The organism is Orbus hercynius, from assembly GCF_003634275.1.
In the GTDB taxonomy this organism is placed as follows: Bacteria; Pseudomonadota; Gammaproteobacteria; order Enterobacterales; family Orbaceae; genus Orbus; species Orbus hercynius.
This window is the reverse complement of record NZ_RBWY01000006.1, coordinates 25423-48190: the sequence shown is the minus strand read 5'-3', so window position 1 is coordinate 48190 and position 22768 is coordinate 25423. Positions and strand designations below refer to the sequence as shown.

Sequence of the window (22768 nt, the reverse complement as noted above, 5' to 3'; positions counted from 1 at the left end):
CATGAATTTCCTAAGCAATATAGTAATGGTATCATTTACAACAATGCCTTCTGTTATGGCCTCATCCAGCTTGAGAAGGTGACTAACGTGGAAGAAAGAAAGGTCGGCGAGGGCATGGGGAATGCCAATATCCGACGCACTGAAGTGTATGTTGGCTATAATTACCATGTGCTGGATATTCCTGCTTGGGTAACCCATTCACAAAAGAAATTGGATGCCATATATCCTCAGTTTAAGGTCTTGCAAGAGGATGTGAGTTACCCGGATACTAAGACCTTTTATAAAGGTAAAGACGGCAATTTATATCAAGACTCATTGTCTTATTGGGTGATTCCGCCGTCTGGCAAGTTACTTGAGAGTGAATAAGTCGCTCAAGGTTGAGCGGTGAGTCATATTTTAACGTGTTGAATAATGAAAAATTACGGCTAGGTTTTTTATTATGAGCCTTAATTTTAATGGATTAGATGGTAAATAGGATCAACTCTAATACAGTCGAACAATAGGAACTATAATGGGAAAACTACGTTGTGTTATTCGTTTAGGGGATGCGACTAATCATGGTGGCAAGGTGATTTCTGCCTCGTCAACCATGATTGTCCATGGTAAGCCAGTTGCACGTATTGGCGATATGGTCAGTTGTCCTATCAATGGTCATGGCGTGACCCCAATCATTGAAGGGGACGCTACCTTTCGAGATCAAGGTAAACCGATTGCCCTTGATGGGCACCATGCGGGCTGTGGTTGCGTGTTAATTTCGTCGTTGTCTGATGTAGGGAAAGGTTGATGCCAGTTGATTTAACTAAATTACCGCAGCCGTTACCACCGTTACAAAAATTTAGCGGGTGGTTTTGGGCTATGCTATTATTCGCGTTTGTTGTTGCCGGCGGCTTAATTACCTTAATTGTGAGCTTTTTTTACTCACTGTCTGATCTATTACTTATTCTTTGTGCTGTCGTTGTACCGATTGGTTTATGGGTATTTAGTCTGTTATATGGTATATACTACCGTGGCTACCGTGAAGCCTATATTAAACAGTGGAATATTAACCGTAATGGTCGACGTGAGCATTTGATTGATTATGCCAGACGGGGATTGTATGTTTTATCTCATTCTGTTCTCACTCGGTATGGTGAGAGTGGTAATGCGAACGGGGTTACCAGTAATAGTTATTCAATAAATGGTGATAATTTTGGTAATGACAATGAGTTAATTTCGTATAAGCAGCAAAAATCGTATTTAGACATCACGCCAAGTAATTTTGATGCTAGGCTCGAGGCGCTTTTTATACAATGGTGTAATGAATATCAGTCATTATTGACAGCATTGCCAAATAATTTGCAGATCCACGTGCGGTTGTTTATAGAGACGCCGACTAAAATTGAAAATATTGAAGCATTATGGCAACGGACTTTCGGTAAATTGATTTGTCCTGCTAGCATTATGGTTAACTCTCCATGTCGTGGTACGTTATTTACTCAGGTCTGGCTTGATAATAGTGATTATGATGATGATCTACTATTACTCATTAATGCTCGCCTTTTTGCTTTTCCAATAAAAAATGATGCTGAAGAAGCACTAATCATGCTACTTGCGGGTGAACAAGCGATTAAAAAATTAACCGAAGTGGTTAATACTGATAAAATCGCTAAAATCTACCGCAGTGAACAAACAGGCGAACTGGCTAAAACGCTTGATCATGCGTTGTTATGGGGAGCTAAGCACAGCGCAAGTTATGATGGTGTGTGGTATAGCGGTATCTCAACTCAGCAAAATATCGACATTATGAATTACTTTAATCAGATCGAATTTGATCCGGGCAGTATTTTTAATATCGATACAACTATTGGTAATGCTAAACATAGTGCATACTTTTTTGCGCTCGCATTAGCAGTTGAACATACATTATCAACCGGTAATAAACAATTAATTGTGGTTGGTGAACCGGACATTACGGCATCGGTCGTTGCAACAATAACAAACAATAACCAAAAATAATATTAAGAGAATAGAAAGGCATGAAAAAAATCATTATAGGATGGGTTATCCTACTGGTGTTAATCGCTTTAGCACTGATTTTCTTTATCTGGCAAGATAGCTTCTCATTTTTACCGACTTCCGGTGATAAATGGCTCGGCACAGCAGTAGTATTGATTGTGGCGCTAGTGTTATCTCATTTACATAATTTGGTCTTTCTATTACTCAATAAAATTGTGAAGTTTAATTTTAAGTTAACAGATCAAAGCCATATTGATACTGATGATAAAAAACCAGCCAAAAAGAAAAAATCGGGTCCATTTAGTGATATTACCGTTTATCTGTCGCAGCGCTATGGCCTATTTTGGCGCCGACGGGTGCGTAAGTTGCTGGTGGTGGGCAGTGAAAGTGATACTGAGCGGTTGCTACCAAATTTAACACGAGAGCGTTGGCAAATTGCTGACAATACGCTGATGATTTATGGCGGTGATCACGAAGATGAACTCAATATGGGGTGGCTTAAAGCGTTAAAAACCGCCTTTGGACGCATTGTGTTACTACGCCGCAAACCGATTGACGGTTTAGTGTGGCTGTTGCCGGATAATTACTTAACCTTGAGTCGAACGCAGCAAGCTCGGCTGGAAAACAGTATTTTGCAAATTCAGGCGCGCAATAAAGCCTTGAACTGGCAAGCACCCGTCTATTTCGTTAGCACTCAAGATAGTGAGTGGTCACAAACTGGACGCACAGAGCAAGGGGTGGGCACATTCTTTAATGGTTTAAAAATCAATCAGCTAGATGCTATTGATAAGGCGTTAGATAAATTGGCAATGACCTGCTGTGAAAAAGGCACGTTGCAAGTGATGCAAGATAGCCGGTATGCCTTTTTACTCCAATTAAGCCAGAACTTAATTGAGCGCGATAAAAGCCGCATTAAGCAGTGGTTAGCGAAGTGGCTAGCGTTGCCTCACAGTGCCTCTCCACGCGCATTGTTATTTTCCCCTTTACTCAGTAATGAAATCAGTAGTGATGAATCTCTGTATGTACCAGAACATCACTTAGCGATGACGCCAACATGGCAAACGATCAGTGTTGATGCGGCTAAGCAGCGCGGTAAACGCATGGGATTGCCATTTGAAGCGATCTGCTGCTCGTTAATACTCGCTGCTATGGCGGTGATGAGTATTGGTATTGTCACCTCTTACTATCAAAATCGCTCATTAATTATCAACGCCACACATTTGGTTAGCCAAATTGATGCGACGAATTCTGACTCTTATGCTGCGCGTTTACAATCACAATATGCGCTACAGTTGCAGATGGATCAGTTAATTTATCGTCAGCATGATGGTGTGCCCATTCGTTACCGATTTGGTTTAAGTCATAATGATGCTTTATTAACGGCGTTATGGCCACATTATATTACGGCCAATGATCGCAACATTGCCACGCCTTTTTTAGCGTGGCAGACCAGCTATTTGACTCGTGTTACTAATATGTCGCCGGCTGATCCTAATCGCGCTAAGTTAGTCAACGCTAGCTATAATGTGTTAAAAGCTTATCTCATGCTCACTCGCCCGGATAAAGCCGATGCGGCTTACTTAAGTGAATTTGCCACGCAAACGTGGCCAGCGCCTAATTCGATTGCGGTAAGTGAATGGCAAAAATTGATGCCAGAACTCGTGGCATTTTGGGGGCGCAATTTAAGCGAGCATCCGCAGTGGGCGCAAAAAAGTTCATTAGATTTAGTAAAAGATGTTCGGCAAATTTTAATCAATCAAATCGGTTTGCAAAATGCCGAAAATACCATCTACCAAGCTATTTTACAGCGCGCTGGGCAAAATTATGCCAAAGTGACATTAGTGCAATTATTAGGGGATATCGATAGTCGCATGTTATTTAGCTCGACTGAGTCCGTACCAGGGGTATTTACCCGTAAAGCTTGGGAAGATGTGATCAAAAGCGAAATTGCCAGTGCGGCTAAATCGCGCAAAGAACAGATCGACTGGGTGCTGAGTGATGGCACTTCGTCGATGACCTCATCGGTCTCGCCTGATGCGCTTAAGCAGCATTTAACCGAGCGTTATTTTAGTGATTACAGTGCGGCGTGGTTACTGTTTTTAAATAATATTCAATGGCGTCAAGCTGATAATATTGCCGATGTAATTGAACAGTTAACGTTGATGTCTGATGTGCGGCAATCACCATTGGTGGCCCTAATGAATGTGGTGAAGTATCAAGCTGAAGTGGCGTACAGTGGTGGCGGAATTTCGGATAACTTAATTCGCTCAGCGCAGGAGCTGATTAAAGATAAAAATCCGGCAAAGCTTAATGCTAAAGTTGAAGCATCGGGGCCGTTAACCCCAACTTTTGGCCCTCTACTTAATTTGCTGAATGTCGAAAATAATAATTCAAGCAGTGATCTCACATTACAAACTTATTTGCTGCGGGTGACGCAAGTACGCTTGAAACTGCAAAATATTACGAGTAGTGCCAATCCACAAGCAACTGCTAAATTATTGGCCAAGAGTGTTTTCCAAGGGACCTCAGTTGATTTAACTGAAACCCGTGATTACGGCAATTTGATTGCGGCCAACTTAGGTGAAGAGTGGTCAGGATTTGGTTATACCGTATTTAAACAGCCGTTAGAACAGGCGTGGCAAGTAATTTTAACGCCGGCAGCTAAAAGTTTTAACGATATTTGGCAAACCCAAATAGTGTATGAATGGGAAAAATCTTTTGCTGGTCGCTATCCCTTTAAAGATTCAGACAATGATGCCTCGCTGGCGGAACTTGCACGTTTTTTACGCCCAGATGCTGGTATTGTCGATAAGTTTATTGCCAGTGAACTTGGCGGTATCCTTGAAAAACAAGGGGATAAATGGGTGATAAATCCCGTTAATGCACAAGGGTTACATTTTTCACCACAGTTTATCGATACCTTAAATTTATTCAATAATTTATCTAGTCAGTTATTAACGAGTGGGGATGCTAAAATTGCTTTTGACATCATGGCTCGCAGTGGTTATAACGTAGCGCGAAGTGAACTTATTATTGATAAACAAAAACTCGATTATTTTAACCAAATGCCAGCTTGGCAGCGTTTTAGTTGGCCTGGCGATGGCTATTCTCCTTATGCTCAGCTTAGTTATAGCCGCGATGATTCAGGTCTACAACTTTATGATTATTATGCGGGTGATTGGGCTTGGATTCGTCTACTTGAGTCAGCCTTTATTCGTCAGCTTGATTCAAGTCGTTACGAATTAGTGTGGAAAGTCGGACCTGAACATAATTTAAAATATATTTTGCGTAGTCAATCGGGAGAAGGGCCATTGACGTTACTACAATTACGCCATTTTGTATTACCTAAGCAGGTATTTGATGTCAGTAAAAGTGATGTCGAATTGCAAATCGATCGTACATTATAATTATCATAGGATAAGGTTATGCTCAGCCAATTATTGAGTCTCTTTTTTAGCAAACAAGATCCGCAAGAAGCGATTCACCGTCGATTAAATAGCGAGTGGGCAGATTGGCTTGCGCCAATTAGTGCCGAAAAACCCGTCGGTGATGACCTGACTTACCATGATACGTTTCAAGAAATCAAAGAGGAAATCGCCAAATTATCGGGCGTTGATTACGCCTTAGTGATGTCAGGCAGTGAAACAATTCTTAAGCAGCACAGTAAAGATATTCGTGTGGCGACTTATTACTGTTTAGCTCGACTACATATTGATGGCGCAACAGGTTTTGCCGATGGTTTGGAGCTATTAGCCGGTTTGCTCGATAGATTCGGTACAACACTGTATCCATCTCGTAGTCATATTCGTAAAAATGCGATTGAGTGGTTAGCGAATGCAAAATTCACCGAAGTATTAACCAAACTACAACCGATTGAGGAAGTAAGCCTATCGCGAATTATTGCTGCTTTAAATTTAATTGATCAGTGCAATAAAATAATATTTAGCAGTGAGGATCCGAGTCAAAGTGCGCAACAACCTGATTTGGATGGCTTGATTCTGTTTTTTTCTAACAGTTTAAAACAGCCAGCTAAAATTAAAAGTAGCCCAAGTGCTGATAATGAACCAGTTGTTAGTGATACCCATTATGATGTGACACCCATGCCAGCGTCAAACGATGCGGCGATTCGTTCTCAGCGTGATTTACTTGATCAGGCTAGGCGAATAGCGGCGTTTTTACGTGAAAAACCGGAAGGCTATCTGGCCGCAGGGCGCTTTTTGCGCGCGTTACGTTGGGATACCGTCAGCCATTTACCGCCGATGGATCATCGCGGCCGCACTCGCTTACCTGCCCCGCGTACCGAGCTGCGCCATAACATCAGTCGTTTAATTCTCCAGCAACAATGGCACGAACTGTTTGAACGCGTTGAAGCTGCTTTTATGGAAAATGCTAACCATTTCTGGTTTGATTTACAGCGCGCTGCCGTATTGGCGTTGCAAAAAATGGGCGAGCCTTATCAAAGCTGGGCGGAGATCTACTTGACCGATATTGGTCTGGTGCTAGAGCGCTTACAAGGCATTGAGCGATTGACCTTTGAAAATGGTACTCCTTTTGCGGATGATGAAACCTTGCATTGGATTGCGACGGTGGCACGTATTCACCATCTCGATGACGATAGTGCACTGGCGCCGATTGCGGTGTCGGGTGAAAATGATTGGAATGAAATTGAAAAACAGGCAATCGATCTGGCCAGTAATGATGGACTTGAAAAAGCCTTCATTTGGTTACAGAGTTTACCGGCTATTCGTTTACCTAAGCAGAGCTATTTGCTGCAATACACGCAGGCAAGAATTGCTGAACAAAACGGCAAACTCGATTTAGCTTTAAAGCTGTTAGTTGGCTTAGATGATAAACAAGATAGTATGAATTTATCTGACTGGGAGCCCGCATTGATATTTGATGTTAAGCACCATTTATTGCGACTGTTGAAACAAAAACTACAGTTGAAAGACGTGAATAAAGCTCAGCTTAATGATGAGATTGAGCGGTTACATCATGAGCTGATACAACTTGATCCGGCGCGTGCTTTAACGGTGATATAACCAGCGTTATGATTGAACGTGTGGTAGCATGATCAAGATAGAACTTAAAAAATAAATTAAAACTCGAATCGATATAGAGAAAACAATGGACGATTTAATTCAACGTTATTACGAAGCTGAAATGCGTTATCTACGCGAGGCCGGTAAGGAGTTTGCTAAAATTCATCCCGATAGAGCAAGCCAACTTAACCTTGATCGGGTTGGCGATCGCGATCCTTATGTAGAGCGGCTATTTGAAGGATTCGCTTTTTTAATGGGACGATTACGGCAAAAAATGGATGATGATTTGCCGGAACTGACCGAAAGCTTGGTGAGCTTATTATGGCCACACTATTTACGCCTCATTCCATCGCTAGGTATTGTACAGTTACAGCCCGATTATATGATGTTATCCCGTCAGGAAGTGGTGCCAGCGGGATTGATGATGCAAACCGAAGCATTAGGGCCTGCGCGTACCCACTGTCAGTACCGCACCACTCAAGCTGTGACGTTAAGACCGATCGATATTACCCAAGCGAAATTAAATATTGCTGCCGATGGGCGCAGTATTATTGCGTTACGGCTGAGTTTTACCGAACTGGCGGATTTTGAGCAGCTTGATTTATCCCGCTTACGCTTATACCTCAATGCGGATGGCCCTATCGCCAGCAGTTTGCATTATGCGCTAACTCACCAAGTGGCTTCGATGCATTTGCGTTATTCAACTCAAGCAGAAAATCGTCTGGCTTTTCGTGGCAGCATAACGCCCGTTGGTTTTGCCGATGAAGATCGCTTATGGCTCAAGCCAGATAATGCCTTTGCCGGTTATCAATTGTTATTGGAATATTTTAGCTTCCGCGAAAAATTTATGTTTGTCGATTTGCATGGGCTTGATATCAAGCAAGTACCCGAGCATTGCCGTTATATTGATATTGAGTTGGTGTTAAAAGAGAGCTGGCCAACTGATATGCCCTTTGATCACAGTAATATCTGTTTACACTGTGTGCCGGCGATCAACTTGTTTGATTTGGAAGCTGATCCGGTGGTCGTCAATCAGTTGGAAAGCGAATATTTACTGCGGCCATTGCTACGCCAAGATGGTCATGTTGAGATCTATTCCATTGAGAATGTTGAGGCGATAACCCGTAATGGCCGCTATAGTTATGTGCCATTTACCAGTTTTAAACACCGTGGTGGTATGCTGCGTCATGATGCGCCCGAACGTTATTATCATACTCGGGTGCGTAAGGGCGCATCGGGTTTACATGATACTTGGCTGATTCTTGGCGGTAAAGTGTGGGATAAAAACGAGAATTTAGAGACTGAAACCTTATCTTTACGCGTAACAGGAACCAATGGTATGTTGCCACGTAAAGTGTTACGTAATGCTCGTATTGATACGCTTTGTAGTACTCAGGCCTATATCGGCTGCGTGAAAAACTTGTCAGCTGTGACGCAGCCATGTTATCCGCCAACTGAGGACCGCTTCCATTGGCGCGTCTTGTCCCACTTAGCACCGAATTATCTGTCTTTAATGAATGCTGAAGTATTACGAGGTACGCTAGCTTTATATGACTGGACTGATAATGAGCTCAATCGGCGGCGGCTAGAAGGCATTGTGGATGTATCACACCGCATGATAACGCGGATTGAAAAAGGCATGGTGCAGCGCGGGGTTGAAATTGAGGTGACGGTGAATACTTATCAGTTTACTGGTGAAGGCGATGTGATGTTATTTGGTGAATTATTACATCAATTTTTTGCTTTATATGCCGATATTAATTTATTTACACAATTAGTACTGGTTCTTCTACCGACAGGGAAAAAAGTGACATGGAACAGCAGCAAGACATCACAACCACTCCTTTAATGCAGGAGATCGAGTCCAAGCTGCCAAGAATGAATTTTTATCGTTTTTGTCAGCTACTTGAACAGATAACTGATATGGAACTCAAGATGGGCACGGGCGAGTCTCCCGCGCTCGATCCGCTGCGGTTTGCGCCATCTGCTGAGATGAGTTTTCCTGCGGGTGAACTCAAGTGTATTGAGCGTGAGCCGTATTTAGCGCGCCCAGTTACTGTGCGAACCCGATTTTTAGGCTTATATGGCGTTGATTCTGTCTTGCCGCCGATTTTACTCGACGATATTGTTAAACAAAAAGATGGCTATCAGGCGATGATGGATTTTTTAGATCTATTCAATCACCGTATTATTACTCAGTTTTACCGTATATGGCTAAAATACCATTATCCGGCCAGCTTCCTTGCCGGTGGTAAAGATCCCATTTCACAGTGTTTACTCGGTTTAACGGGGCTGGGCATTGAAGGGACCAGCACACAAATTGGCACGCCGGTATCGCGCTTTTTAGCCTTACTCGGTTTGGTGACGCAGCAAACTCGCACAGCAGAAGGGATTGTGGGTGTGATAAAAGTATTAGTGCCCAATTGTGATGTCGAGGTCGATGAGTTTTATCCCGTGTGGGTTAACTTATCTGCGCCAGCTAAACTCGGCGGCTCTGGCGTGCAGTTAGGCAACAGCGCTGTGTTAGGTAAACAGTTTTTAGAGTGCAATCAAACGGTACGTGTGAAAATTAAGCCACATGATAATACGCAAATTGAATCACTGTTACCTGATGGACAACTGCATCAAGATGTGATGACTTTGTTACGTGCTTATTTGGGTTATCAAGTTGATGCGCAGCTGGACTTACATTTACCGGCGCGTTTTTTGCCAAGAACTCAGTTAATTAAAAAAGGTGCACGTTTAGGTCAAACGGCAACATTAATCAGTCGTGAATCGGCTGATCAAAAAGATATTGTGGTGAATTTGGGCCGTTACCGTGGCTTGGCGGCTTGAGTGAAGGCTTGGCAAATATCGCTACATGATGGCTAGCTACCATTACACTTTGCGACAATGTGATAAGTAATTTAGTAAATAGGAAAGATAAAATGAAGACATTATTGATAATTGGCACATTAATGAGCCTGTTTATATTAAGTGGTTGTGGCGCGGCGCAGTCGGTTTCGGAAGGAACGGCAAGCGTGGCTAAAGCGATATTTGTGTGGGATGTGCGCACGGTACATCTTGATTTTACCGCCAGAGCGGAACTAAATACTGATGATAATAATAAATCATCACCGGTAGTGATTCGTATTTATCAGTTGAGCGATCCCCAGTCATTTAATTCTGCTCCCTATCCTGCGTTGGTTGACGGGGATCAAGATGCGCTTGGTAGCGCATTACTTGCGAGTAAAGAGATTGTATTAAAGCCCGATACCGCATTATCGGTTGATACGCCATTTGATAAAAATGCAAATTATGTGGGAATTGTCGCCTTATTTAAAGAGCCTGATTTAAAAGCGAATAGTTGGCGAATTTTATTAAAGCGCAGTGATTTACATATCAATGATGCTCGGGCGATTAAAGTGAATAAATTTGCACTTGAATTAGTCGCAGAGGATTAAAGCATGGGGGCGTCATTGTATGATACGGTTTTTGGTTTTTTTGATTCTGGTTCAATAGTCAGTGAAACCGATGATAAGATGCAAACCATTATTAGCGTTAAAGATAACATCGGCCGAATTTTAAATAGTCGAGCGGGTGCGATTAAACATTTACCCGATTATGGTTTGCCCGATATGTCAACGATTTATCAGGCGTTACCAACATCAGCTTACGGCTTAATGCGTGCGATGCAAAACACGTTACTCAAGTATGAACCGCGTTTATCCGCAGTTGAAATTGCACTACAAGAGACTGATGATACGATGATATTAAGTTATGAATTAACGTGCCATTTTAAGGAAGGTGGATTGGTCAAATACGGTACGCATTTTATGCCTGATGGTAAAGCGCAATTAAATTATACCCATAAAAAATCATCTTACTAATTTATCCATCATAGTAAAAATTGACATTTCGGTGGTCACAAAAATTATTATCCTGTATGTGGATAAATAGTGAAATAGGCAGGGAAGAGTGATAGTATAATTAATAAGGTTATCTATTTTATTTACAAGCACCTGACGCTTAATTATCAGTAAAAGGTGAGCGAGTTTAAATAAAAGGGAGGTGATGGAAAATAATGCTAAAATTCATGCAAGGTCGAATTATCAAATGCTCGGCAGTGTTGATAACCTCTCTACTATTATTAACCGCTTGTCGTGATGATGTTGCCATTAAACAGTTGTTACAAAATAACTACGATAAAAAGAACGCATCTGGACAAAAAGCTTTTTGTGTTCGTCTAGGCGGGGCTATTAGTTTTCCGTATACCACACAATATATGCATCCAAAGCAAGCAGTCGATCAATCTTCTCGCTATAATTATATTTGGAATAAAAAACTTAATGAACGATTACCACTTTTTAGTCGTTTAGGTCTTTTTGAGCAAAAATTACTGATTTCCACAGAGCAACCGCATGTTGGTGAAGCGATTTACCGATACTCACTTACCGACTCAGGTAAAAAATATTTAACACAGTGGGTTGATACGACCGCATTGTGTTTTGGTCGCCGAGTTATTGTCGATGTTTTATCTGATACAGTGAGCAAAGATAGATGGGGCGATGAAGTCGTTAGTGTTCAATTTTCCTACATCGTTGAAGGTGTGCCTGAGTGGGCAACAGATCCGCAAGTGAATGAAATGTTTGATTTCAATAGCTTTGGCTTAAATACCGATGGCGGCATAAGTACTGGTAGTTTATTTTTTCGCGATACCGCAAATGGGCTCCGTATATCAGGTGGTCCTGCGGGGATGTGGCTATTTTGGTGATAACTCGATCAACCGTGTAAATCGCCGCCGTCGATAGGCGGCCGAGTAATGATTGAGCGTTGCTCCATCACTACACTATAAAATAATATCAGAACCAGCAAGTTCATGTTGAATTTGTGCGGTATTCTTCTCTAATGTGGGGATAAGTTGCTGCTCAACGATATCAATTTGTGCTTGTAGTTTTTTAATGCCTGTTGGCACGGAAATATCACTGATAGCAATACTTTCATGCAGTTTTGCCACTTCACGATAAAATTGTTGAGCTTGACGCAAAAGCATTGGCGGCGTTGATAATGTTGTGCTAGAAAACTTCATATTTTCCCAAATCAGCGTATAAAAATTGAGGGGTTCGTTACGCGCGCCATAATAGTTACTATCTTGAATTTTTGCCATATAGCCTTTTAATAGCACAATATTATCTTGCAATTCATATTGTAGTGATTTTTGTAAATAGTAGCTCTCTTTATAACTCGTCATGTTTTCGAATTGCACCGCTTGCTTATAGCCTTGGCTTGCCGCTAAATAAACACCAATAACCGTGGCAAGAAGAATAAACACTTGGCTGACCCAAAAACTGGCTTTTTTGATTTCATTAACTCGTTCAATATCGACTTTCGGGTTAGGCATTTGATTTTGTGACATATAATTGTTCCTTATTATTATTTTTTATTAAAATGAGTGAAAATATGTGGTTGGCATTTCAAATCACATACCTATTTATTATAAATTTCTGGTATCATGATAGAAAGACTTTTTTAGCACTATTGAGAAAATTATGTTTGAGAATTTAACCGATAGATTATCCCAGACTTTACGTAATATTAGTGGTCGGGGAAGATTAACTGAAGATAATATTAAAGAAGCTTTGCGTGATGTACGAATGGCATTACTTGAGGCTGATGTTGCACTCCCGGTGGTTCGCGATTTTATTAATCAGGTTAAAGAGAAGGCGGTTGGGCTTGATGTCAACAAGAGCCTGACACCTGGGCAAGAGTTTATCAAAATTGTTCAACACGAATTAACGCTAGCTATGGGGGAGCAAAATAGTACTTTAAACTTAGCCACTCAGCCTCCTGCGGTGATGTTAATGGCGGGTCTGCAAGGTGCAGGTAAAACCACCAGCGTTGCCAAGCTTGCTAAATTTTTAAAAGAGAAGCATAAAAAGAAAGTCTTAGTGGTTTCGGCTGACGTTTATCGCCCTGCAGCAATTAAGCAGTTAGAAACGCTAGCTAATGCGATTGATGTTGAGTTTTTCCCCTCTGATATTAACCAAAAACCGATTGATATTGTTAATAAAGCGATCTCTCATGCCAAGTTACAGTTTTTTGATGTGCTAATTGTCGATACTGCTGGTCGATTACATGTTGATAGCGATATGATGGGTGAGATTAAATTACTCCATCAAGCAATTAATCCAATTGAGACGCTATTTGTCGTTGATGCCATGACCGGGCAAGATGCGGCAAATACGGCCAAAGCATTTAATGATGCGTTACCCCTAACGGGTGTTGTTTTGACTAAAGTTGATGGTGATGCGCGCGGCGGTGCGGCACTATCAATTCGTAGCATTACCGGTAAGCCAATTAAATTTTTGGGTATGGGCGAAAAAACCGATGCATTAGAACCGTTTTATCCTGATCGTATTGCCTCACGAATTTTAGGTATGGGCGATGTCTTATCCCTGATTGAAGAGATGGAGAGCAAGGTTGATCGTGAAAAAGCGGAGCGCATGGCGAAGAAAATCAAAAAAGGCGATAAATTTGATTTTAATGATTTTCAAGAACAGCTTAAACAAATGCGTAATATGGGCGGGATGAGTGCGATGTTAGCCAAATTACCCGGTGCAGGTCAATTGCCTGAACATATTAAAGCACAAATGGATGATAAAGTAACGGTTAAGATGGAAGCGATGATTAACTCGATGACCTTTAAAGAGCGATTAAATCCGGAAATTATTAAAGGGTCGCGTAAACGTCGCATTGCACAAGGGTCAGGTACACAGGTGCAAGATGTTAATAAATTGCTTAAGCAGTTTGATGATATGCAGCGCATGATGAAAAAAATGAAAGGCGGCGGCATGATGAAAATGATGCGCGGCATGAAAGGTATGATGGGCGGCGGTATGGGCGGCTTTGGCGGTTTACCACGGCGTTAATTGATTTAATATGACAAAATAGGATTGTACATCCTATTTTGTTTACTTCTTTTTGGTTTTTTTATCACTTCTTCATTCTCCCCATTTTGGTTATCTTTCCTGCGTGATTAATGATTTTTATTATTAAAAATTAATACAATTGAGAGGATTAGTTTAATCATTACTAAAAAGCTAACGATTGTGATGTTTCGTTAATTGATAGTGCTGCTTTAGGTGTTTACCATAACCTTACCGAATTAATATAGTTGCTTAATTGAGTTAACTAATTCTTTGAGGTTTATATATGATAAGAACACAGACATCTGACCGGAATTGGAACAATCGGTTGAACGAAAAACAACGTCGTCTTGAAGCGGTCAAAACGATTACTCAGGGTAAAGTCCTCCCAACCCAAGATTTTCCAGCCATTCTCGAAAAACTATTAGCTTCCGGCGATCGCGTGGTGCTTGAAGGCAATAATCAAAAACAAGCTGATTTTTTAGCGCGTATGTTAGTGCAAGTCGATCCAAATAAAGTCAATAATCTTCATATGTTAATGCCAAGTATCGGCTTACCAGAGCACCTTGATATTTTTGAAAAAGGCATTGCGAAAAAGTTAGATTTCTCATTTTCAGGTACGCAGAGTTTACGTATTTCACAGCTGCTGGCCGATGGCGCATTAGAAATTGGCGCAATACATACTTATATCGAGCTTTATTCGCGCTTGTTTATGGATTTAACGCCAAATGTTGCATTAGTCGCTGCGTATAAAGCCGACCGCAATGGTAATCTTTATACTGGGCCAAGTACCGAAGATAGCCCATCAATTATTGAATCAACGGCATTTAAAAACGGTATTGTCATCGCGCAAGTCAATGAAATTGTTGATGATGTATCAGACTTACCGCGCGTTGATATTCCCGGTTCATGGGTTGATTTTGTGGTGGTGGCAGATAAACCGTTCTTTATGGAACCGCTATTTACTCGTGATCCGCGTTTAATTAAACCGATTCATGTGTTGATGGCGATGATGGCAATTAAAGGGATTTATGCTAAGCATCAAGTGCAATCACTTAACCACGGCATTGGTTTTAATACTGCGGCGATTGAACTGTTATTACCCACTTATGGTGAACAGTTAGGCTTAAAAGGCAAAATCTGTAAATACTGGGCACTTAATCCGCATCCAACACTGATTCCTGCCATTGAAAGTGGCTGGGTTGAAAATGTGCACTGTTTTGGTAGTGAGCTGGGTATGGAAAAATACGTGGCTGCTCGTCCGGATATCTTCTTCACCGGTCACGACGGTAGCATGCGCTCTAACCGAACCTTATGCCAACTCGCCGGTCAATATGCGGTTGATATGTTTGTTGGTTCAACGCTACAAGTTGATGGTTATGGTAACTCATCAACGGTGACGCGCGGGCGTTTATCGGGATTTGGTGGTGCGCCAAATATGGGGCACGACCCACATGGACGCCGTCATGCAACTCATGCGTGGCTTGAGATGATGCAAAAAGCTGAGGACCCAATAGGTCGGGGTCATAAACTGGTGGTACAGATGGTTGAGACTTATCAGGCGGGTGGCAAACCGACGTTTGTTGAAACGCTTGATGCCGTGTCAGTAGGGAAAGAGTCAGGGATGTCGATACCGCCAGTGATGATTTATGGTGATGATATTACCCATGTATTAACCGAAGAAGGCATTGCGTATTTGTATCAAGCTAAATCATTAGAAGAAAGACGTGCGATGGTGGCAGCGGTTGCTGGGATTACGGATATTGGTTTAGGTGTCGATGCAAAGCGTGTTGAGCAATTTCGCCGTGAAGGTAAGGTGGTTTATCCACAAGATATTGGTATTCGCCCAACGGATGCAAGTCGTTCATTGTTAGCGGCAACCAGTGTTGCTGAGCTCGTCGAGTGGTCAGGAGGATTATATAATCCTCCGGCAAAATTTAGAAGCTGGTAATACCAGTCTTTGTTCAGCAAGCGTTTGTAACATCTCCATTTATTGTTGAACACTTGCTTAGGCTTTATATCACTAAGTTGTGGCAATAAATGAATCTGTGAAAAATAAGAGGATATTATGGAACGAATCGAATTAAGTTATCCAGCAACGGAGCAATTAGCCAATCGGGCATTAGCAGGCGTGGTCGGTTCTGGTGATCTTGAGGCTATGTTTGTGCCCCATGATGAAAACGTATTAAACATTATTATCAAAACATCGGTAGATGGCAGTAAATTAATTTGGACGCATCTGTTTGAGCGATTGGCACTACTGAATTCACTGCCAAAGGGCACGCTGGAAATTAACGATTTTTCAGCTACACCAGGCGTTGCAAAATTGCGTATTGAACAAGTGTTTGAGGAGGCTCGTCATGCCAAATAATGATGTCAGTTTTATCGAGCTCAATGCGCGTAAACGCGCAAGTCATCTGTTAGATGCGGGTAGTTTTCGTGAGCTATTAGGGCCATTTGAAAAAATTACCTCGCCATGGCTCGAAAAGCAAGGAATTGTACCGGAATTTGATGACGGTATGGTGATTGCTAAAGGCACGATTGATGGTAAACCAACGGTTGTCATTGCAATTGAAGGAATATTTCAAGGTGGCAGTATGGGTGAAGTCTCTGGCGCTAAAATGGCTGCTGCGCTTGAACTTGCCGCTGAGGATTGCCGTCAGGGCAAATTAACTCAAGCGGTTTTATTGTTAGAAACCGGCGGCGTACGCTTACAAGAAGCCAATCTTGGTTTAGCGGCGATTGCCGATATTCATGCGGCGATTAGTGATTTACGCCGTTATGTCCCAGTCGTTGGCATTAGTACGGGTACGGTTGGCTGCTTTGGTGGTATGTCCATTGCTGCCGGTTTGTGCAGCTACTTGATTGTCACTCGTGAAGCGCGTTTAGGATTGAATGGCCCACAAGTCATTGAACAAGAAGCCGGCATTGAAGAGTATAACTCACGTAATCGCCCATTTATTTGGAGTATGACCGGTGGTGAAGTGCGTTATGAAACCGGTTTTGTTGACGCATTAGTGAAGGATTCGCTAGCGCAAGTCAAACAGGCGATGAAACAGTGTTTAGATAAAGGGGTACCGGCGGTCTTTCGTTCCCAGCAGCATGATTACTATTTAAATAAACTCATGGCAGTGGATACCACAACTCAAGTCGACAGTGATTCAGCGAAACAATTATTTGCAAAAGGAGGTCACCAATGAGTACGTCAACAGTAAGTCGTGGCGATTATTGGTTCTCATTATTAACCGAACAAGCCACATTATGCCCAAGTGTGTGTGCATCAGTGAAAGCCGCCGATGGTGAAATTAATGGCAAAACAGCGCGGTTTATTGCAGTCGTGCCTGATCATAATAGTCTTTACCCTCGAGCACGTCAGGGTGAAGTCGGACTACTTGAAGGCTGGTCACTGGCCAAAGTGGTGCGTGATGTGATTGCTCTTGATAAAGATAAGCCGCATAAACGCGCCATTGTCGCCATTATTGATGTGCCGAGTCAAGCTTATGGTAGGCGTGAAGAAGCCTTTGCTATTCATCAAGCATTAGCGGGCGCTGCAAGTGCTTACGCTGATGCCCGTTTAGCCGGTCACCCAGTGATTGGCTTGATTGTCGGTAAAGCGATGTCTGGTGCCTTTTTAGCACACGGCTATCAAGCCAATCGTTTGATTGCCTTTAACGATCCCCAAGTGATGATTCATGCAATGGGTAAAGAAGCGGCGGCGCGTATCACGTTACGTTCAGTTGAAGCATTGGAAAAACTCGCGGCAACGATTCCACCGATGGCTTATGATATCGAGAACTACAGCAAGCTTGGCCTATTGTATAAACTACTTACTATGAGCAATGCGATGCAGCCTATGGCCAATGAAATTGAATTGGTTAAAGCAACTATTGTTGACGCCATTAATGATGCATTGCAAGATGGCGTGTCTTTGCACAGCCGCCTACAGGCGAAGGATCGCCATGCTTCTTTATTGGTGAGAGAAAAAATGCGTGCTCAGTGGTAGCGACCTTAGGGGGATTGATGAGAGGATTAGCCATAATCATTATGGTGAGTCCATCAATCACTGAGGGAATAATTATTTTAATAGATGGTTTTTTTCATCAAGATGAGGATAGATTATGGCTTATGTCATTCTTAAGGCGCTAGCGCCGATTTTTGTGATTATGTTTTTAGGTTTTTTTGCCGGTAAACGCGGTATGGTGGATAATAAAAACGTCGCGTTATTGAATATATTTGTGATGGATTTTGCCTTGCCCGCAGCATTATTCAGTGCGACGGTACAAACCCCGTGGAATGCCATTGTACAGCAATGGTATTTAATTGTGATTTTGGCGGTATCAATGTGGATTATCTTTGCTGCTATTTACTTTTTGAGTACCAATGTATTTAAAAAACCAGCGAAAGAAGCCGCAGTATTAACATTAACCGTTGCCTTACCAAACTATGCGGCGTTAGGTTTGCCGATTTTGGGGAGTGTGATTGGTGAAAATACTGGCGTATCATTATCTGTCGCGATTTCTATCGCTTGTGGCTCAGTATTGTTAACGCCACTGTGTCTACTGATCTTAGAACGTGAAAAAGCCCGTGAGAATGGCACGGTAAGCGGATCATCATTAGCAATGCTACCGATTTTAGCTTGGCGCTCAGTGACCAAACCGATTGTTTGGGGACCCTTACTTGGGGTGGTATTATCGGCTGTTGGCATTAAAATGCCTGAAATCGTTTTATTAGCAATTAAACCGCTAGGGCTTGCTGCGACGGCTTCGGCACTATTTTTAACCGGTTTGATTTTATCTGCTCGTACGTTAAAAGTGAATTTTGTGGTGTCAGTGTCGTCTATCACTAAATTGGTGATTCAGCCCATTTTGGCTTGGGGGATGGTCTTACTGCTTGGTTTACATGGCGATCTAGCAATTACCGCCGTCTTAATGCTCGCGTTGTCAGCTGGATTTTTTGGCGTGGTATTTGGTAACCGTTTTGGTGTGCAATCTGCTGATGCTGAAGCAACCTTATTAATTAGTTCTATTTTGTGTATTGTGACATTACCTGTTTTTATCACTTTAACAGCAGGTTTATAACCGATGTATACACAGCATGATCTCCATCCTCATGACTTACTTTGGGTTGCACGAGATGATGCGCTAATTATCGATGGCCCTCTACCTGCGTGGTTTCATCGCCAAAGAGCTGCAACTTATCCCGTTGTTGTGCGGCGTGAAGCAGTCGCCGCTGAGTTTGTTGCTGTCGGTATTCGGGGGCAAAATCGTTCACAGCGGTTAGCCGCCAAAGTACATTGCGCAGAGGTAATAGCGCGCTTAACGCCGGAAGAGGTATTATTAAAGTCGATAAGTAAAATTAGCCAGTCGTCGTCATTACCGGCAATGCAGGCGCTAGATTGCTTGATGGATATTGATTTGACGTGGATATGGGGCGTAACTGGCAGCGCTGGCTATCAATTAGCGAGTGATGTACAAGTAATGAATGACAACAGTGATTTGGATCTTGTGTTTCGCAGCCCTGTTGAACGTGATTTTGATCAGTTTGTTCAGTTATCACAATGCTTATCTAGGCTACCTGGGCGTATTGATGCACAAATCGAAACACCGAATGGCGCATTTGCATTAAATGAGTGGGTACGAGATCGCCAAACTATGTTAAAAACAGTGCATGGCCCTATTATGACGACCAATCCTTGGCAATAGGAGGGTAAAAGATGAAAATATTATTGACGTTTCCCGGACAAGGCACACAAACGGTCGGTATGCTACATCACTTACCGGCCTCGGCGTTAACCACTCAATTGTTATCACAAGCCAGTATGGTGTTAAATGAAGATGTGTTGCAATTAGATAGTCAGCAAGCATTGCAAAAAACTCGAGCAGTGCAGTTATGCGATTTAATTACAGGGGTGGTTTATGCCCGTTTGCTTCAAGCTCAGGGGGTAAGCGCTAACATGGTTAGTGGTTTGTCAATTGGTGCTTTTCCTGCTGCCGTGATAGCCGGTGCGATAACCTTTGATGATGCAGTAAAACTGGTGTCATTACGTGGTACATTGATGGAAGAAGCTTATCCAGCCGGTTACGGCATGACGGCTATTCAAGGACTATTCCAAGAGCAAGTTGAAGATATTTTGCAAGCGGTACATTCGAGTCATCAACCGGTTTATTTGGCCAATTTAAATGATGAGCGACAATTTGTGATCTCGGGGTGTGATGTGGCGATGCAAAAAGTCGCTACAATTGCTAAAGATAGGGGGGCTGCATCTATCACTCATTTAGCGGTCAGTGTGCCTTCGCATTGTCCGTTACTCAATCAACCGGCACACTTATTATATCAAGCAATAAAGGCACTTTCATTTAGGCGTCCAACAATAGATTATTTAAGTAGCAGTACCGCGCGCATGATTACTGAGCCAGAAGATCTCGCTTATGATTTGGCATTTAATATGTGCCGTGCTGTACATTGGTTTGATAGTATGGTTGCAGCCAGAGAACGCGGCGTGAGATTAGCAATCGAAATGCCGCCGGGCGCCGTACTGACGGGGTTAACCAAAAAAGCCATGATAGGTAATGGAGAAGCCGTATCAATTCAACAACGTAGCATTAAAGCGGTTACTGAGTTAGTCAAAATGTTAGAACGCACCGAGGGTTAACGTGGTTTACTATGGTGGATATACATTCGGCTACAGGCCAGTAGTGATAAAATGTTGGGATCATATTCACGGTTTTTGGCAAATACCAAGCCGATAGTTTGCATAACGGGGTTTTCTTGTTTGATGGCGACCATTTTAATTTTATCTTGATAGGCACTGCGCATACGGCCTGGTAATAAACTGTATCCCATATTGGCACTGACTAAGTTGATTTGCGAGAAGATATTATTCACATACAGGCTAATATTGGGCGTGTAATTAGTGTTTGCAAATACGTGCTCAAAGCTATTATTGGTTGCAAATCCCTTGGTTAGGCCTATAAAATTCTGATCTTGCAGCGTGGTCAAATCAATTGTTGTTCCCTTTAATAAAGGGCTATCGATTGCGCCGGCAATAAAGAGTTGGTCATCAAAGATCGGCAAGATTTCGAAATTATGTGGATCAATTTCCCCTTGGGTAATTTCAACAAAAACGGCATCAAGTTGGTTATTTTCCAAACTGGCTAATAGTTCGTGGTTAGAGCCCATGCTCAGATCAATACGGGTATCGGGTTTGCGTAATTTAAAATCCATGATCAGTTTAGGCAATATATCGATAGTTAACGAGTAAAGTGCACCAATTTTTAATTTATGTTGTTCAATACCTGCCGCTAAGGCGGTGGCGGTCATTGCTTCATCGGCAAGTTCTAATATTTGCTCAGCATATTCTTGTAGTTTATATGCAGCGGGCATGGGATGTAAATTACGACCTTTATGAATAAACAAGGGGCAGTTGATATCGTCTTCTAAAGTATGTAAAGCGCGATGCACACTGACACTGCTTAGTGAAAGTTCATCTGCGGCTAAACTAATGTTGCCTTTTGACATAAAGACGAGAAAAACTTCTAATTTTTTGAGGGTAATATTGTTCTTTTTCATAAAATAGAGCGATAAGTCGTATTCCTTACCGTTATTGGATATGTTTTTGGGCATACCGTCAATCACTATTGTTGATTTTTTAGTGTAGCTGATGGCGATAAAGCCAGAGAAAGCACTTGCACATTGGCGCTTTGCTAATTAGACTTGTGGGCAATTTTATTCTATTAATGATTTTCTATCGTCGAGTATTTAACTGATTATGCAACTTTCTGATTTTCATTTTGATCTGCCTAATGAACTCATTGCCCGTTATCCTGCGCAAACGCGTAGCGAGTGCCGTTTATTGTCTTTAGACGGTAAAACCGGGCAGGTTACTCATGGTATTTTTACCGATATTATCGCGCAATTACAGCCGGGTGACTTGCTGGTGTTTAACAATACTCGAGTGATTCCTGCTCGCGTGTATGGGCGCAAGCAATCGGGCGGTAAAATCGAAATTCTAGTTGAACGTTTACTCGATAATCATCGCGTTTTGGCACACATCAAAGCGTCTAAATCACCGAAAGTCGGTACCGAGCTGCTACTCGGTGAACAAGAACAAGTTAATGTAACGATGGTTGCCAGACATGACACCCTATTTGAACTGCAATTCCCAGACGATGTATTGACGATTTTAAATCAAATCGGCCATATTCCTTTGCCGCCTTATATTGATAGGCCAGATGATGAGCAAGATCGGGAAGTTTATCAAACCGTTTATAATAAAGTACCGGGTGCGGTTGCCGCGCCAACCGCGGGTCTGCATTTTGATCAGCCGTTACTTGATGTACTAAAACAAAAAGGGGTTGAGCTGGCTTTTGTCACATTGCATGTTGGTGCGGGGACGTTTCAGCCGGTTCGGGTTGATGTGATTGAAGAACATATCATGCACGCTGAATATGCGCAGGTGTCGCAAGAGGTTGTCGATGCGGTAGTGGCATGTAAAGCGCGCGGTAATAAAGTGGTCGCGGTGGGCACCACCTCGGTTCGCGCATTAGAAAGTGCCGCGCAGCAAACCGGTCAAATCGCGCCATTTTTTGCCGATACCCGAATTTTTATCTATCCCGGCTATCAATTTAATGTGATTGATGCGCTAATTACAAACTTTCATCTGCCCGAATCGACACTCATTATGTTGGTGTCGGCTTTTGCTGGTTACGACAATACCATGCATGCTTATCAGCAAGCGGTGGCTGAGCGTTATCGCTTTTTCAGCTATGGTGATGCGATGTTTATTAGTAAAAAATAAGTCGGTAGTCTTGTTACATTCAGTAAGTA

21 protein-coding genes are annotated in these 22768 nt (G+C 42.3%); 19 read left to right on the top strand and 2 right to left on the bottom strand.

Annotated elements, in window-relative coordinates:
* Positions 1-87: 87 nt before the first annotated feature.
* The 10 genes from DES39_RS10705 (at position 88) to DES39_RS10660 (ending at position 11790) form a co-directional block, all read left to right on the top strand.
* Positions 88-366, top strand: coding sequence for a hypothetical protein (locus DES39_RS10705; RefSeq protein ID WP_147405440.1), 279 nt, complete (start codon positions 88-90; stop codon positions 364-366).
* A gap of 145 nt (positions 367-511) precedes the next feature.
* Positions 512-784: a PAAR domain-containing protein gene (locus DES39_RS10700; RefSeq protein ID WP_121145982.1), complete on the top strand. Its 273-nt coding sequence runs from the start codon at positions 512-514 to the stop codon at positions 782-784.
* Positions 784-1995 (top strand): hypothetical protein, encoded by a 1212-nt coding sequence (locus DES39_RS10695; protein WP_121145980.1) that lies wholly within the window; start codon positions 784-786, stop codon positions 1993-1995. The genes DES39_RS10700 and DES39_RS10695 overlap by 1 nt, the downstream gene beginning before the upstream one ends.
* A 20-nt stretch (positions 1996-2015) precedes the next feature.
* Complete coding sequence (locus DES39_RS10690; RefSeq protein ID WP_121145978.1) at positions 2016-5402, top strand: ImcF-related family protein; 3387 nt, start codon at positions 2016-2018, stop codon at positions 5400-5402.
* An 18-nt stretch (positions 5403-5420) separates the two neighbouring features.
* Positions 5421-7037 (top strand): type VI secretion system protein TssA, encoded by a 1617-nt coding sequence (tssA, locus tag DES39_RS10685; RefSeq protein ID WP_121145976.1) that lies wholly within the window; start codon positions 5421-5423, stop codon positions 7035-7037.
* Between the two features lie 85 nt (positions 7038-7122).
* Positions 7123-8886, top strand: a complete 1764-nt coding sequence (gene tssF, locus DES39_RS10680; protein WP_121145974.1) for a type VI secretion system baseplate subunit TssF — start codon at positions 7123-7125, stop codon at positions 8884-8886.
* A complete protein-coding gene (tssG, locus tag DES39_RS10675) occupies positions 8850-9872 on the top strand; it encodes a type VI secretion system baseplate subunit TssG (protein WP_121145972.1) in 1023 nt (340 codons plus the stop codon). Before tssF ends, tssG begins: the two co-directional genes overlap by 37 nt.
* 92 nt (positions 9873-9964) lie before the next feature.
* On the top strand, positions 9965-10480 hold the full coding sequence (gene tssJ / locus DES39_RS10670; RefSeq protein WP_121145970.1) for a type VI secretion system lipoprotein TssJ: 516 nt from the start codon (positions 9965-9967) through the stop codon (positions 10478-10480).
* A 3-nt stretch (positions 10481-10483) separates the two neighbouring features.
* A complete protein-coding gene (gene tssE / locus DES39_RS10665) occupies positions 10484-10906 on the top strand; it encodes a type VI secretion system baseplate subunit TssE (RefSeq protein ID WP_121145968.1) in 423 nt (140 codons plus the stop codon).
* Between the two features lie 194 nt (positions 10907-11100).
* Positions 11101-11790 carry a hypothetical protein gene (locus tag DES39_RS10660; RefSeq protein WP_121145966.1) on the top strand — a complete coding sequence of 230 codons (690 nt, stop codon included), beginning with the start codon at positions 11101-11103 and terminating at the stop codon, positions 11788-11790.
* Between the two features lie 75 nt (positions 11791-11865).
* Here the strand turns inward: DES39_RS10660 and DES39_RS10655 are convergent, their stop codons facing one another.
* Positions 11866-12432: a hypothetical protein gene (locus tag DES39_RS10655; protein WP_121145964.1), complete on the bottom strand. Its 567-nt coding sequence runs from the start codon at positions 12430-12432 to the stop codon at positions 11866-11868.
* Positions 12433-12565: 133 nt separating this feature from the next.
* Here DES39_RS10655 and ffh point away from each other — a divergent pair, with 133 nt between their 5' ends.
* The 8 genes from ffh to mdcH all read left to right on the top strand — a co-directional run bounded on the left by ffh (position 12566) and on the right by mdcH (position 20594).
* Complete coding sequence (ffh, locus tag DES39_RS10650; RefSeq protein WP_121145962.1) at positions 12566-13945, top strand: signal recognition particle protein; 1380 nt, start codon at positions 12566-12568, stop codon at positions 13943-13945.
* Positions 13946-14228: 283 nt separating this feature from the next.
* Positions 14229-15893, top strand: a complete 1665-nt coding sequence (gene mdcA / locus DES39_RS10645) for a malonate decarboxylase subunit alpha (protein WP_121145960.1) — start codon at positions 14229-14231, stop codon at positions 15891-15893.
* Between the two features lie 117 nt (positions 15894-16010).
* Positions 16011-16313: a malonate decarboxylase acyl carrier protein gene (gene mdcC, locus DES39_RS10640; RefSeq protein WP_121145958.1), complete on the top strand. Its 303-nt coding sequence runs from the start codon at positions 16011-16013 to the stop codon at positions 16311-16313.
* Complete coding sequence (locus tag DES39_RS10635) at positions 16303-17142, top strand: biotin-independent malonate decarboxylase subunit beta (RefSeq protein ID WP_121145956.1); 840 nt, start codon at positions 16303-16305, stop codon at positions 17140-17142. Before mdcC ends, DES39_RS10635 begins: the two co-directional genes overlap by 11 nt.
* A complete protein-coding gene (gene mdcE / locus DES39_RS10630; RefSeq protein ID WP_121145954.1) occupies positions 17139-17945 on the top strand; it encodes a biotin-independent malonate decarboxylase subunit gamma in 807 nt (268 codons plus the stop codon). The genes DES39_RS10635 and mdcE overlap by 4 nt, the downstream gene beginning before the upstream one ends.
* A 115-nt stretch (positions 17946-18060) precedes the next feature.
* Positions 18061-19020, top strand: coding sequence for an AEC family transporter (locus DES39_RS10625; protein ID WP_121145952.1), 960 nt, complete (start codon positions 18061-18063; stop codon positions 19018-19020).
* A 3-nt stretch (positions 19021-19023) separates the two neighbouring features.
* The gene (locus DES39_RS10620) at positions 19024-19644 is read left to right on the top strand and encodes a malonate decarboxylase holo-ACP synthase (protein ID WP_121145950.1); all 621 of its coding nucleotides are present in this window, start codon (positions 19024-19026) and stop codon (positions 19642-19644) included.
* A gap of 11 nt (positions 19645-19655) precedes the next feature.
* Positions 19656-20594 carry a malonate decarboxylase subunit epsilon gene (mdcH, locus tag DES39_RS10615; RefSeq protein WP_121145948.1) on the top strand — a complete coding sequence of 313 codons (939 nt, stop codon included), beginning with the start codon at positions 19656-19658 and terminating at the stop codon, positions 20592-20594.
* On the opposite strand, the gene DES39_RS10610 is transcribed toward mdcH, so the two are convergent.
* The gene (locus DES39_RS10610; RefSeq protein WP_121145946.1) at positions 20591-21565 is read right to left on the bottom strand and encodes a LysR family transcriptional regulator; all 975 of its coding nucleotides are present in this window, start codon (positions 21563-21565) and stop codon (positions 20591-20593) included. The two genes, mdcH and DES39_RS10610, sit on opposite strands and share 4 nt — an antisense overlap.
* Positions 21566-21710: 145 nt before the next feature.
* On the opposite strand from DES39_RS10610, the gene queA reads away from it, so the two are divergent.
* A complete protein-coding gene (queA, locus tag DES39_RS10605; RefSeq protein WP_121145944.1) occupies positions 21711-22739 on the top strand; it encodes a tRNA preQ1(34) S-adenosylmethionine ribosyltransferase-isomerase QueA in 1029 nt (342 codons plus the stop codon).
* The last annotated feature ends 29 nt before the right edge of the window (positions 22740-22768 follow it).

Coding starts and splice junctions, on each gene's coding strand:
- DES39_RS10700 (WP_121145982.1), top strand. CDS start 512: ATGGGAAAACTACGTTGTGTTATTCGTTTAGGGGATGCGACTAATCAT.
- DES39_RS10695 (WP_121145980.1), top strand. CDS start 784: ATGCCAGTTGATTTAACTAAATTACCGCAGCCGTTACCACCGTTACAA.
- DES39_RS10690 (WP_121145978.1), top strand. CDS start 2,016: ATGAAAAAAATCATTATAGGATGGGTTATCCTACTGGTGTTAATCGCT.
- tssA (WP_121145976.1), top strand. CDS start 5,421: ATGCTCAGCCAATTATTGAGTCTCTTTTTTAGCAAACAAGATCCGCAA.
- tssF (WP_121145974.1), top strand. CDS start 7,123: ATGGACGATTTAATTCAACGTTATTACGAAGCTGAAATGCGTTATCTA.
- tssG (WP_121145972.1), top strand. CDS start 8,850: ATGGAACAGCAGCAAGACATCACAACCACTCCTTTAATGCAGGAGATC.
- tssJ (WP_121145970.1), top strand. CDS start 9,965: ATGAAGACATTATTGATAATTGGCACATTAATGAGCCTGTTTATATTA.
- tssE (WP_121145968.1), top strand. CDS start 10,484: ATGGGGGCGTCATTGTATGATACGGTTTTTGGTTTTTTTGATTCTGGT.
- DES39_RS10660 (WP_121145966.1), top strand. CDS start 11,101: ATGCTAAAATTCATGCAAGGTCGAATTATCAAATGCTCGGCAGTGTTG.
- DES39_RS10655 (WP_121145964.1), bottom strand. CDS start 12,432: ATGTCACAAAATCAAATGCCTAACCCGAAAGTCGATATTGAACGAGTT.
- ffh (WP_121145962.1), top strand. CDS start 12,566: ATGTTTGAGAATTTAACCGATAGATTATCCCAGACTTTACGTAATATT.
- mdcA (WP_121145960.1), top strand. CDS start 14,229: ATGATAAGAACACAGACATCTGACCGGAATTGGAACAATCGGTTGAAC.
- mdcC (WP_121145958.1), top strand. CDS start 16,011: ATGGAACGAATCGAATTAAGTTATCCAGCAACGGAGCAATTAGCCAAT.
- DES39_RS10635 (WP_121145956.1), top strand. CDS start 16,303: ATGCCAAATAATGATGTCAGTTTTATCGAGCTCAATGCGCGTAAACGC.
- mdcE (WP_121145954.1), top strand. CDS start 17,139: ATGAGTACGTCAACAGTAAGTCGTGGCGATTATTGGTTCTCATTATTA.
- DES39_RS10625 (WP_121145952.1), top strand. CDS start 18,061: ATGGCTTATGTCATTCTTAAGGCGCTAGCGCCGATTTTTGTGATTATG.
- DES39_RS10620 (WP_121145950.1), top strand. CDS start 19,024: ATGTATACACAGCATGATCTCCATCCTCATGACTTACTTTGGGTTGCA.
- mdcH (WP_121145948.1), top strand. CDS start 19,656: ATGAAAATATTATTGACGTTTCCCGGACAAGGCACACAAACGGTCGGT.
- DES39_RS10610 (WP_121145946.1), bottom strand. CDS start 21,565: ATGCCCAAAAACATATCCAATAACGGTAAGGAATACGACTTATCGCTC.
- queA (WP_121145944.1), top strand. CDS start 21,711: ATGCAACTTTCTGATTTTCATTTTGATCTGCCTAATGAACTCATTGCC.